The organism is Streptomyces colwelliae (assembly GCF_048158785.1).
Lineage (GTDB): Bacteria > Actinomycetota > Actinomycetes > Streptomycetales > Streptomycetaceae > Streptomyces.
This window is the reverse complement of the sequence record NZ_JBLTJC010000305.1, coordinates 1-12733: the sequence shown is the minus strand read 5'-3', so window position 1 is coordinate 12733 and position 12733 is coordinate 1. Positions and strand designations below refer to the sequence as shown.

Sequence of the window (12733 nt, the reverse complement as noted above, 5' to 3'; positions counted from 1 at the left end):
CACCAGATGAAGAAGCTGACGGTCGCCGACCTCAAGGGCTTCCGCGACCGGCTGCACCTCCCGATCACCGACCAGGAGCTAGAGTCCGGCGCGCCGGCCGGGGCGCCGGGCGGCGCGATGGTGGTCGTCGAGGATCTGCGCCGTACCTACGGCAGCGGCGACACCGCCGTCCATGCCCTGCGCGGGGTCTCCTTCAGCGTGCCGCGCGGTGAACTCGTCGCGCTCAGGGGGCGATCCGGGTCCGGGAAGACCACCGTGCTCAACCTGGTCGGCGGGCTCGACACTCCGGACGGCGGCCGGATCACCCTGGACGGGACCGACCTGGCCGGGCTCGGCGACGACGCGTTGCTGGCGCTGCGCCGCGACCGTATCGGCTTCGTCTTCCAGTCCTTCGGGCTCATCCCGATCCTGACCGCCGCCGAGAACGTCGGGGTGCCGTTGCGTCTGCGGAAGGTCCCGGTCCGCGAACGCGAGGCCCGCGTCGACCTGTTGCTGTCCCTGGTCGGTCTCTCCGACCATGCCGATCAGCGTCCCGGCGAGTTGTCCGGCGGTCAGCAGCAGCGGGTCGCGATCGCCCGCGCGCTCGCCAACAACCCGGCCCTGATCATCGCCGACGAACCCACCGGCCAGCTCGACGCCGACACCGGTCTGACCGTGATGGACCTGCTGCGCGCCGTCGTCCGCAGCGAGTCCGTCACCGCCCTCGTCGCCACCCACGACACCCAACTCCTCGCGCTGGCCGACCGGGTGCTCGAACTCCGCGACGGCCGGATCGTCGACGACGACTGACCGCATCGTCGACGACTGGCTGCGTTGACGGCGACTGACCGCGTCGTCGGCCTTCCGCACGACCCTGGCGGCGGCCCGACATCGTTATCCGCAGATTCCGTCTCCATCTTCATCTCTCTTTCCATCTCCATCTCCTCGGGGGACCGTGTGGCAGTTCACCAACAGCCCACCGAGGCACCGGACTTGGGCGAGCTGCGGCGGCGGGCCGCCGAGGCCGCCGCCCCGCGGCGCGAGGAGGGGCTGGTCGTCTGCGAGAACCTGGTGCGGATCTACCAGACCGAGGGCGTCGAGGTGCAGGCCCTCCAGGGGCTCGATCTGGCCGTGGCCGAGGGCGAGATGATCGCGGTGATCGGGGCCTCCGGCTCCGGCAAGTCCACCCTGCTGGGCATACTCTCCGGCCAGGACGTGCCCACCGCGGGTGCGGCCGAGGTCGCCGGACACGACCTGCTGGCGATGAAGCGCCGCGAGCGGCTCGGCTACCGGCGCGGCACCGTGGGTTTCGTCTGGCAGCAGACCTCCCGCAACCTGCTGCCGTATCTCTCGGCGGCCGAGAACGTGATGCTTCCGATGACGTACACTGGGATCAAGCGCTCCCAACGCCGGGCGCGGGCGGAGGAGTTGCTCGACCTGCTGTCCGTCGGCCACTGCCGGGACCGTACGCCCGACACGCTCTCCGGCGGTGAGCAGCAGCGGGTCGCCGTCGCCGTGGCCAACGCCAACGAGCCCCGGGTGCTGTTCGCCGACGAACCCACCGGCGAACTCGACACCGCCACCAGCGACGAGGTCTTCGCCGCGCTGCGCCGGGCCAACGAGGAACTGGGCGTCACCGTGATCGTGGTGACCCACGACGCGTTGGTGTCCGAACAGGTCCAGCGCACCGTACGGATCCGCAACGGCCGTACCTCCACCGAGGTGCTGCGCCGGGTCGCCACCGGCGAGGACGGCGTCGAGGTGCTCACCGCCGAGGAGTACGCGGTACTGGACGCCAGCGGCCGCCTGCAACTGCCGTCCGAGTTCACCGAGCGCCTGCACCTGCGCAAGCGGGTACGGCTGGCGCTGGAGAGCGACCACATCGGCGTATGGCCCGACGAGGCGGCACGACGGGCGAAGTCCGAGGCGGACGGCACTGACGGCACTGAGGGTGTGCAGTAACTGGCTTGTTCTCAGCGGGCGTTCAGGTCAGGCGCAGTACGGCCCCCAGTTGGCGCCTGCGGGCGAGGATCGTCTCGGTTGCCGCGGCCGTCAGGATCAGTGTGGTCACGCCGGCGACGAGGGTGAGGGTCAGTGAGTAGTCGGTGTGCAGTGCCGGTTGGGCCGGGCCGCCGGTGAACTGGCGTAGGTCCAACGTCCCTGCCAGGAGCCGCGGTTCGAGCAGGCCGAGCAGGGTGCCGCCCACCGCCGAGGCCACCGCCAGCGGCAGCAGTTGCAGGAAGTGGATCGCCCCGGCTTCCTTGGCGCCGAGTCCGAGGGTGCGCAGGAACGAGGTGGTGCGGCTGCGCTCGTGCGAGGTGAGGGTCAGTTCCAGGGCGAGCGCGAGCAGGCCGGACAGCGCGGCCAGGATCGAACCGGTCGTGTAGACCGTGCCGAGGCCCTGCGTCAGGCCGTCCGCGCGCAGGGTGTTCAGCGTCTCGGAGCGGACGCGGATCCGGGCCAGCGGCCCGAGCGCCTTGGCCGCCGCCGACCGCAGTGCCGTGGGACTGGGGGTGGCGGGACCGTCGCTCTTGAGGAGCAGGACGGTGCTGCCCGAAGCCTGTTGGAGCAGCAGGTGATCGGCGGTGGCGGTGGTGATCAGCATCGGTGTTCCGGCGGGGATCTGTGCCGTGATCGGGCCGAGGAGGGGGTCGCGCAGTTCCTCGGTGGTGAGGGTGCCGACCGGTTCGAGGGTCAGGTTCACCGGGGGCTGTCCCTGGGGCACCACGGTGGTCGTGAAGCCGCCCGTCCGCTCTCTCGCCCGCAGGTCGGGGGAGAGGAAGGACGGCAGCGGGACGTCCGCGCCGGTCCGGGTTCCCGACGGGGTGCCCAGTCCGGACAGCAGGGCGGCCGCCAGCGGTGACTTCGGGGCGATGGCGGCCAGTTGGCGCGGATCCACGGTGATCACGGCGACCTGGGAGACCACCGCGCCGTCGGCCTGCCCCGCGAGGTCGAGGGTGCGGAGATGCTGTAGGGCGGTCCGTATGCGGGTGGGGGTACCGGCGGTGGTGGTGGCGGTGGTGGATTTGGCGGGGAGCGCGGCGCCCGCAACGGCCGTGGTTCTGGCGGGAGTTACGGTCCCCGCAACGGTCGTGGTTCCGGCCGGAGTTACGGTCCCCGCCACCGTCGCGCTCGCGTCCGCGCCCGTGGTCCAGGCCGCGCCCGTGGCCAGTCCGCCGTCGACCGTGCGTTGCACGAGGCCCCCGAACACCGTCGTGCCCAGGGTCAACACCAGGACGAACAGGGCCAGTCCGGTCGCCGGTGCGTCATGTGCGGCTCGGGCCGCCCCGACGAAGCCGACCACGCCCCGGCCGCGCCGGGTCCGCCGTAGCGCCAGGCGGAGCGCGAGCGGGTAGACGCGCAGCAGGATGAGTACGACGGTCAGCGCCACCAGTACCGGTACCGCGCCCAGAATGCCGTCGGGGCCCTGCGAGCGCAGCGCGAGCACGCCCGCCGCCGTCGCGAGCAGCACCGTCAGTTCCAGGACCACGCGCCTGCCTACGGCGGTTCTCCGGCGCGTGCGGCGCAGTCGGCCGGGTCGGCGTGGCTCGCGGACCGCCAGCCAGGTCATCAGCGGCACTGTCAGGAGCACCACCGCGGTGACGAGGGCGGCGGGCAAGGGTTGCGGCGAACCGGATGTTCCGGTGGGGGCGAGGGCCACGCCGGTCGCCCAGCCGAGCAGCGCGGCGACCAGTACCACCGGCCAGGCCACGGCACAGCGCAGCAGCACCAGCCGCGCGGTCGACGCGCCCCGCGCGCGCTGCAACCGCAGGTGCGGCTGCCGGCGGCGCAGCAGCAGCCGTACCGCTACGGCGACGGTGGCCAGCGCGACCGCGGCGAGCGCGTCGACGGCGTACGTCGCGAGGGCTCGGGCCTGTCGGTCCTGAGCCGTGAAGGTGGTGAGCAGCGGGGTCAGGGAGTCGGTCACCAGCAGGGACTGGGTGGACTGGCCGCCGACCTGGCAGCTGATGTCGCCGGTGACCCAGTCGCTGCCCTGGCACAGGGCGGCGCTCAGATCCGCGCTGTAGTGGGACAGCGGGCCGGTCAGCGCGCGGGCCCGGTCGAGCGCCGCCCCCGACAGATCGGCGCGCAACTGCCAGGTCACCCGGGGCCCGCCCACCCCGGCGCCGGCCAGCAGGTCGGCGGCGTCGAGGCCGACGAGACCGCGGACGGCGAGCACCGTGCCGGTGGAGCGTTCCGCCGGGTAGCGCGAGGGCTGGTCCAAGGTCTCGCGGCCGGTCCAGAAGTCGTCGGTGGTGGCCGTGACGCGGTAGACGCCGCTCACCACCAACTCGGCCTGGGGCGCCGCGGTTTGTGCCCCCGGCGTCTTGGCGAACGCGAGGCTCAGCCGGCTGCCGGCCCGGACGCCCAGCGCCCGCGCGGTGGCCTGCGACAGGCCGATCTGGGGCGCGGTGTCCAGCGGGGTGTGATCGGCGGGCGCGTGGCCGCTGACGTAGCGGAGATGGGTTCGCGCGGACGGCAGATGACTGGCCGTCAGCTGGGTGCCGGCGTTCGCCGGGCCCGGCGGCCGGGGGGTGAGCAGGGATGCCGGGTCGTAGTCGTAGCTGCCGCCGCCGGTGAAGGACAGATGCCGTGCGGCGGAGCCGCCGAGGTGCTCGGTGAGGGTGCGGCCGGCGGCGAGCAGGGTGGCCATGTCCACAGTGGGCGGTGAGGTGTTGAAGACCTCCGGTGTGGTGCTCAGGCTGATCAGGGGAGCCCGGGTCTGCGCGGCGTCGACGCGTTGCCGCAGCGCCCGGTCCTCCTGGCGGCCCGCGAAGGCGGGGACCCACGCGCACAGCGCCGTCAACACCAGGACCAGCACCGCGAGGCAGGCCAGCAACGGCAGGTCGCCGCGGGTCTCCTTGCGGACCAGCCGCCGCGTGACCGCCGCGCCGGGCCTCACGGGTCGCGTCACCGCCGTGCTCGTGTCCACGGTCCGCCCTTTCCGGTCGCGCCTGATCCCATGGGTTGTCTCAACATCGCGCCGGCGCCTGGGGGTTGGGGCGCTGTCCGGCCTCGCCGGTCGCGCCCGGCCCCGCGGCTCAACGGTCCTCCCCCGCGCGCAGCACCCGCACCAGATCCACCCGGCTCAACGGTCCTCCCCCGCCCGCAGTACCCGCACCAGATCCACCCGGGCCAACAGCCGCGCCAGCCCCAGCACAACCGCACTGATGGCCAAGGCAGTTGCCACCGCCGTCAGTGTCACCGTGCCCCAGGGAATGATCTGCGGCAGCGGCGGATAGGGGGTCTGGCCGCTGTCGTCCACGGTGACCAGCGGCAGTACCGCCGACGCCAGGGCCATGCCCATCAACGCCCCCGGGACGACCGCGAACAGTGCCAGCCCCACCTGCTCGGCGCCCAGCAGCGCGGACAGGCCGGCGGCGCGGACGCCGATCGCCCGGAGCAGCGCGAACTCCTTGCGGCGCTGCCGGGTGGAGACCACCGCGTGCACGGTGAAGGCGATGACCGCGAAACCGGGGGCCAGATAGCGGACCAGCTCCAGCACCCGGCGCAGTCCGGCGCGGAACGGGTCGGCCTGGAGGGACGCGGCGGTGCGTGCCGTGGTGGTGACGCCGCCCAGCGCGGGCTGCGCCTCGGCGGCGGCGGCCGTACGCGCGCTGTTGGTGCTGCGCAGCCACCAGAACGCCGGGTCGTGCTGATCGGCACCGGACTGCGTGAGCGCGGAGGCGAGTTGGCGCTGGTCGGCGATCAAGTGCCCCTGTCCGCGGCCCAGTCCGGGCGGTGAATCGACGCGGCCCACGATCTTGGCGGGGATCCGGCCGCCGCCCAGGTCGAGTGTCGTGGTGCTGCCCACATGCAGGCGCGCGGCGCGCATCGTCGAGGAGTCGGCGCGCACCGGGAGCGGCGCCGGACCGCCCACCGGGCCTGCCACGAGGCGCACTTGGCTGCCGGGCAGCGTGGCGTAGTCGCTGGCGGACAGACCGCCGAAGGAGTCCGAGATCGCCTGGGAGGGGTGGATACCGGTGCTGACGGTCGTCCGAAGCACGGCCGGACCGTCGGCGACGATCGAGCACACCCCGGGCGTACCGGGGTTGTAGGTGTCGGCCAACTTCCCTTTGCAGGCACCCTCGGTGGAGTCGGCGGCGTGGTCCGTGCCGTCGGACCAGGCCTGCCCGCCGGGCAGTTGGGGGATCCAGGTGATCGCATCGGCCGCGGTGCCGCGCGCGCCGACCCGGATCAGGTCCAGGTCCAGCCGCGCGGGAGGCGTGTTCGGTTGAGGGAGGACGGCGACGGCGGTCACCGTCAGCGGATACGTCCGCGGGTGGCCACCGCTCAGCGCCACATCGAGCGGGACGACGACCGTACGCCTGGCCCCGTCAGCGGTGGGCAGACGCGCCGACACGACGCTGACCAGGCCGGACGCGTCCTGCACGGTCAGTTCCAGGCTCGGCGCCGCGCGGCTGCCGTCGCTGCGCAGCCGCTCGTCCAGCAGCAGCGCGGTCGGCCGCCCGGGCAGCGGTATCCCGGGGACGACCGGCGACGGGGTGCGGGGCGCGGGCCCGCCGATCGTGCCGACGAGGTCCTCGGTGGCGCCGCCGGGCAGGTTCACCGTAGACCGCGTCACCGGTGTCACACCGGTCACCCCCGGCAGCGCGCGATAGGCGGCGGCCAGTACGGCGGAGGGGTAGCCGCCGTCCGCCGACGGATCGATCCGCACGTCCGCGCCGACGGTGAACTCGGCCTGTTCGGAGGCCAGTCCGCCCAGACAGGCCAGCGCGGTGGTGGCGAAGGCGCTCACCGAAACGGCCAGGCACATCAACACCACCGGCCCCGCGTTGCGCGCCGCCCGCCGGCTCAACTGCCAGCCGGCCAGGGCGAGTACGAGCCCCCGGCTACGCCGCCCGAACGCGTCCAGCAGCAGTGAGGTCAGCGGCAGCAGCCGTAGCAGCAGCAGTGCGGCGGCGCCCGCCACCAGGGTCGGTACCAGGACGAGCACCGGGTCGGCGGACGCGCTGCCGGTGCCCATGTCGGCGATCAGCGAGTGGTGGCGGCGTAGCTCCAGATACCCCAGGGCCGCCACGGCCAGCAGCGCCAGGTCGGCGCCCAGCCGCTGTGCGGCGGCGGCCCGTGCGCCGCGGGCCGGCCGCGAGCGCGCCGACGGCAGCACGGGCAGCAGCACCGCCGCCGCGTGCACCAGCAGGGTCAGTCCTACGGCCGCCCACGCGTCGGCGCCCCGGCTGCCGGGGTGCAGCAGCCCGGCCAGGAAGGGCGCGGCCGCGGCGGCCGGTACGCCGGTGAGCGCCCACTCGGCCGCCGAACCGCGCAACAGCCTCAACGTGCCCGCGCCCCGGGCCTGTTGGAGGGCCAGCTCGTCGCGTCGGCGCTCGGTCAGCTGGCGGGCGGCCAGCACCAGGGTGGCCAGGGCGAGCACCGCCAGCAGCATGCCCGGCAGGTACAGGGAGGAGCGGGCCGCGACCGTCGGGACCGTCAGGGCGTCGATCGCGCCCGGCAGACCGGAGGCCACCGTCAGGTCGGTGAGGGACGGCTGCCGCCCGCCGAACACCGACACCCCGCTCTGGCTGCCGGAGAAGGCGAGCAGCCGGTCGTGGAGTCCGGCGAGGCTGTCCGCGTCGAGCCGGGAGAGGTCGGGCTGCACGCTCCAGTGGGCCGTCAGATGCCCGTTCAGGACGGCGCTGCCGTTGAGCGCCGACGCCGAGACCACCAGCAGATCCTGGTCGGTGGTCCCGCCCTCGGCCAGATCACCGGCCATCGCGGGCCAGAACCCGACGGCACCGGTCGCCCGGAAGACCCCGGTGACCCGCAGCGTCATGGGGCGACTGAACGCGTCCTGCACCCGAAGACTCGAACCGGGCCTGATACCAAGGCGTTTGGCCAGCGCGTCGGGCACCGCCGTGTCGACCGGCGCGGTGGACCCGGTCGCGACCGGCACCTCGGGCAGTGAGGTGAACGCGCCGGCCGGGGCGTCGGCCGTACCGGCGGGCCACCGCCCGGCCATCAACTGCCCGAACCCGCCCCCCTGTTGAACCGCGACCGGATGCAGCCCGCTGCCCCCGGGCCCGCGCGGCGGACCCACCCCGTCGATCCCGGTCACCGAGACCGGCGACGTGCCGAGCAGCCCCACGTACGTCCGCTGCGGAACCCCGGCGAACACCCGGTCCACGGCGGCCCGCACATCCCGGTCGGCGACGGCCATCCCGCCGGCCCGGTAGGACGCGTTGACGTTCACCTGCGCGTTGGGATCGGCCGCCAGCCGCCGTACGGCCCCGGCCTGCACCGAACTCCCCGCCAGCGCCGCGAGCGCGGCCAGCGCCGTCGCACACAGCAGCACGGTCACCGAGACGGCGGCCAGCACCAGCCCGTGCTGCGTGACCCGCCGGGCAACCGCCGGAATCCGCCGCCGAGTTGGGCGCGGAGCGTCAGGAGGCCGCCGTGACGAGGACGGGTGGGCCGTGGCGACCACATGAACCCCCGCAGAATCGAACATGTGACGGTGACGGCGCGCCACAGTCCTACCAGGCGTCCCCCGGCGCCGCAAGAATCGCTGATCGTCACGGCCGCCCGGCGGGGGAGCGCGGAGGGAAAATGCCTGAGTACGTGAGGGATGTTCGCTGTACGTTGTGCGGGCGCCCCGAGTTCCGCGGCGGCGCGCTTCCCCAGCTCAGAGGCTCCGTAGACGTTTCGAGGCATACCCACCGTGTTCCTGACCATCAGCACCACCGGCACCCCCGAACGCCCCGCCACCGACCTCGGTTTCCTGCTGCACAAGCATCCCGACAGGGCGCAGGCGTTCTCCACCTCCTACGGCAAGGCGTACGTCCTCTACCCCGAGGCGGATCCCGCGCGCTGCACGGCGGCGCTGCTCCTGGAGGTCGACGCGGTGGCGCTGGTCCGGCGCGGCAAGGGCAAGGGCCGCGGCGGCGCGCCCGACGCGGCGCTCGCGCAGTACGTCAACGACCGTCCGTACGCGGCCTCTTCACTGCTCGCCGTGGCCCTGAGCGCGGTCTTCTCCAGCGCCATGCGGGGCGTGTGCAACGCCCGCCCCGAGCGCGCAGGACAGCCGCTCCCGCTGCGCGTCGAGGTGCCCGCGCTGCCCGCGCGCGGCGGTCCCGATCTCGTACGGAACCTCTTCGCGCCGCTCGGCTGGACGGTCACCGTCGAACCGGTCGCGCTGGACGCCGAGTTCCCCGAGTGGGGCGACTCGCGCTACGTCAGCCTCGTACTGGAGTCGCAGACGCTGACCCTCGCCGAGGCGCTGCGGCACCTGTACGTCCTGCTGCCGGTCCTGGACGACGCCAAGCACTACTGGGTGGCGTCCGACGAGGTCGACAAGCTGCTGCGCGCCGGTGAGGGCTGGCTGCCCACCCACCCGGAGCAGAAGCTCATCACCAGCCGCTATCTGTCCCGCCGTTGGTCCCTCACCCGCGAGGCGATGGAGCGACTGGAACTGGTCCGGCTCGCCGAGGCCGACGACAGCGAGGTCGAGGAGATCGACAACGCCGTCGAGGCGGAGACCGAGGCCGAGGAGAAGCCCACGCCGCTCGCCGTGCAGCGCCGGGACGCGATCCTCGCCGCGCTCACCTCGTCCGGTGCCGCCCGCGTGCTCGATCTGGGGTGCGGGCAGGGGCAGTTGGTGCAGGCGCTGCTCAAGGACACCCGGTTCACGGAGATCGTCGGCACCGACGTGTCGATGCGGGCACTCACCATCGCGAGCCGCCGCCTCAAGCTCGACCGCATGGGGGAGCGGCAGGCCTCACGCGTCCAGCTCTTCCAGAGCTCGCTCGCCTACACCGACAACCGCCTCAAGGGCTACGACGCCGCCGTGCTCAGCGAGGTCGTCGAGCACCTCGACCTGCCCCGGCTGCCGGCCCTGGAGTACGCGGTGTTCGGCGCCGCCCGCCCGAGGACGGTCGTCGTCACCACCCCGAACGTCGAGTACAACGTCCGCTGGGAGACCCTCCCCGCCGGACACGTCCGGCACGGCGACCACCGCTTCGAGTGGACACGCGCGGAGTTCGGGGAGTGGGCCGGGAAGGTGGCCCAACGGCACGGCTACGACGTCGAGTTCGTACCGGTCGGGCCCGACGACCCGGAGGTGGGACCGCCCACCCAGATGGCCGTTTTCACCATGAGCAGCACCGCCGAGCAGAAGACCGTGAAGGAGGAGAAGGCCGCATGACGAACGAGACGAACGAAGCGAACTCGACGAACGAGCCCCGTGCCAAGGCGCGCACCCTGCCCGTCACCGACCTCTCCCTCGTGGTGCTGATCGGCGCCTCCGGCTCCGGCAAGTCCACCTTCGCGCACCGCCACTTCAAGCCGACCGAGATCATCTCCTCCGACTTCTGCCGGGGCCTGGTCGCGGACGACGAGAACGACCAGAGCGCCAGCCGGGACGCCTTCGACGTCCTGCACTACATCGCGGGCAAGCGCCTCGCCGCCGGCCGCCGTACGGTCGTCGACGCGACCAACGTCCAGCAGGACGGCCGACGCCAACTCATCGACCTGGCAAAGCAGTACGACGTGCTGCCCATCGCCATCGTGCTCGACGTACCGGAGGAGGTGTGCGCCCAGCGCAACGCCTCCCGCGTCGACCGGGCCGACATGCCGCGCCGTGTCATCACCCGCCACACCCGCGAACTCCGGCGCTCCCTGCGGGGCTTGGAGCGCGAGGGCTTCCGCAAGGTGCACATCCTGCGGGGCGTCGAGGCGATCGACCACGCCACGATCGTCACCGAGAAGCGTTACAACGACCTGACCCACCTCACCGGCCCCTTCGACATCATCGGCGACATCCACGGCTGCGCCGCCGAACTGGAGACCCTGCTCGGCAAGTTGGGCTACGACGACGGCGTTCACCCGGCGGGCCGTACGGCCGTCTTCGTCGGCGACCTCGTCGACCGCGGCCCCGACTCGCCCGGCGTGCTGCGCCGCGTGATGTCCATGGTCGGCTCGGGCGACGCGCTGTGCGTACCGGGCAACCACGAGAACAAGTACGGCCGTTACCTCAAGGGCCGCAAGGTCCAGCACACGCACGGCCTCGCCGAGACGATCGAGCAGATGGAGGAGGAGAGCGAGGAATTCCACGCCCAGGTACGGGAGTTCATCGACGGACTCGTCAGCCACTACGTCCTCGACGGCGGCAGGCTCGTGGTCTGCCACGCGGGCCTGCCCGAGAAGTACCACGGCCGCACCTCCGGCCGGGTCCGCTCGCACGCGCTCTACGGCGACACCACCGGCGAGACCGACGAGTTCGGCCTGCCGGTGCGCTACCCGTGGGCCGAGGACTACCGGGGTCGCGCGGCTGTCGTCTACGGCCACACCCCGGTGCCCGAGGCCACCTGGCTCAACAACACCATCTGCCTCGACACGGGTGCCGTGTTCGGCGGCAAGCTGACCGCGCTGCGCTGGCCGGAGCGGGAGCTGGTCGACGTACCGGCCGAGCAGGTCTGGTACGAGCCGACCCGCCCGCTGCGGACCGAGGCACCCGGCGGCCACGACGGCCGTCCGCTCGACCTGGCGGACGTGCACGGCCGCCGGGTGGTGGAGACCCGGCACGCCGGGCGGGTGTCGGTGCGCGAGGAGAACGCGGCGGCGGCCCTGGAGGTCATGAGCCGCTTCGCGGTCGACCCGCGCCTGCTGCCGTATCTGCCGCCGACGATGGCCCCGACGGCGACTTCGCATGTCGAGGGCTATCTGGAGCACCCGGCGGAGGCGTTCGCGCAGTACGCCGACGACGGGGTCGCGCGGGTCGTGTGCGAGGAGAAGCACATGGGTTCGCGGGCGGTGGTGCTGGTGTGCCGGGACGCGGAGGCGGCGGCTAAGCGGTTCGGTGTGGACGGCGGGCACGGGCCGACGGGGTCTCTGTACACGCGTACCGGTCGCCCGTTCTTCGACGACGGTGCGGTGACCGAGGAGATCCTGGGCCGACTGCGGACGGCGCTCGACGAGTCGGGTCTATGGACGGAGCTGGACACTGACTGGGTGCTGCTGGACGCGGAGTTGATGCCGTGGTCGCTGAAGGCGTCCGGGCTGCTGCGCGGTCAGTACGCGGCGGTCGGCGCGGCCGCGGGGGCGGTGTTCCCGGGTGCGCTGGCCGCGCTGGAGGGTGCCGCCGGGCGGGGTGTCGACGTGGACGCGCTGCTGTCCCGGCAGCGCGAACGCGCCCACGACGCCTCGGCGTTCACCGACGCGTACCGGCGCTACTGCTGGACCACCTCCGGCCTCGACGGCGTCCGGCTCGCCCCGTTCCAGGTCCTCGCGGTACAGGGCCGCAGCCTCGCCGGGCTCCCGCACGACGAGCAACTCGCCCTGCTGGACCGGCTGGTGGAGCATGACAGCACCGGCCTGCTCCAGACCACCCGCCGGCTGTACGTCGACACCGGTGACCCCGAGTCGGTGCGGGCCGGCGTCGACTGGTGGCTGGAGATGACCGGGCGTGGCGGCGAGGGCATGGTCGTCAAGCCGGTCGGGGCGGTGGTGCGCAGCGAGCAGGGGAGGTTGGTCCAGCCGGGTATCAAGTGCCGTGGGCGTGAGTACCTGCGGATCATCTACGGGCCGGAGTACACGCGTCCCGACAACCTCGCGCGGCTGCGGGGGCGGTTCCTGAACCACAAGCGGTCGCTGGCGATCCGGGAGTACGCGCTCGGTCTTGAGGCGCTCGACCGGCTGGCCGAGGGAGAGCCGCTGTGGCGGGTGCACGAGGCGGTGTTCGGGGTGCTGGCGCTGGAGTCGGAGCCGGTGGATCCGCGGTTGTGAGGGTGCGGGTGGGTGG

At 73.0% G+C, this 12733-nt stretch carries 6 protein-coding genes; 4 read left to right on the top strand and 2 right to left on the bottom strand.

The window, feature by feature from the left end:
• The first annotated feature begins 117 nt into the window (after positions 1 to 117).
• Together ACNFOC_RS40510 and ACNFOC_RS40505 are read left to right on the top strand one after the other, a co-directional pair.
• Entirely contained in the window at positions 118 to 789 is a 672-nt protein-coding gene (locus ACNFOC_RS40510; RefSeq protein ID WP_416964018.1) for an ABC transporter ATP-binding protein, read from the top strand.
• 147 nt (positions 790 to 936) lie between these two features.
• The gene (locus tag ACNFOC_RS40505; RefSeq protein WP_416964017.1) at positions 937 to 1941 is read left to right on the top strand and encodes an ABC transporter ATP-binding protein; all 1005 of its coding nucleotides are present in this window, start codon (positions 937 to 939) and stop codon (positions 1939 to 1941) included.
• 22 nt (positions 1942 to 1963) lie between these two features.
• Here the strand turns inward: ACNFOC_RS40505 and ACNFOC_RS40500 are convergent, their stop codons facing one another.
• Positions 1964 to 4912, bottom strand: a complete 2949-nt coding sequence (locus ACNFOC_RS40500) for a hypothetical protein (RefSeq protein WP_416964016.1) — start codon at positions 4910 to 4912, stop codon at positions 1964 to 1966.
• Between the two features lie 156 nt (positions 4913 to 5068).
• Positions 5069 to 8314, bottom strand: coding sequence for an FtsX-like permease family protein (locus ACNFOC_RS40495; RefSeq protein WP_416964015.1), 3246 nt, complete (start codon positions 8312 to 8314; stop codon positions 5069 to 5071).
• Between the two features lie 342 nt (positions 8315 to 8656).
• Between ACNFOC_RS40495 and ACNFOC_RS40490 the strand changes: the two genes are divergently transcribed.
• On the top strand, positions 8657 to 10138 hold the full coding sequence (locus ACNFOC_RS40490) for a 3' terminal RNA ribose 2'-O-methyltransferase Hen1 (RefSeq protein WP_416964014.1): 1482 nt from the start codon (positions 8657 to 8659) through the stop codon (positions 10136 to 10138).
• Positions 10135 to 12717, top strand: coding sequence for a polynucleotide kinase-phosphatase (locus ACNFOC_RS40485; RefSeq protein ID WP_416964013.1), 2583 nt, complete (start codon positions 10135 to 10137; stop codon positions 12715 to 12717). The genes ACNFOC_RS40490 and ACNFOC_RS40485 overlap by 4 nt, the downstream gene beginning before the upstream one ends.
• Positions 12718 to 12733 lie beyond the last annotated feature (16 nt).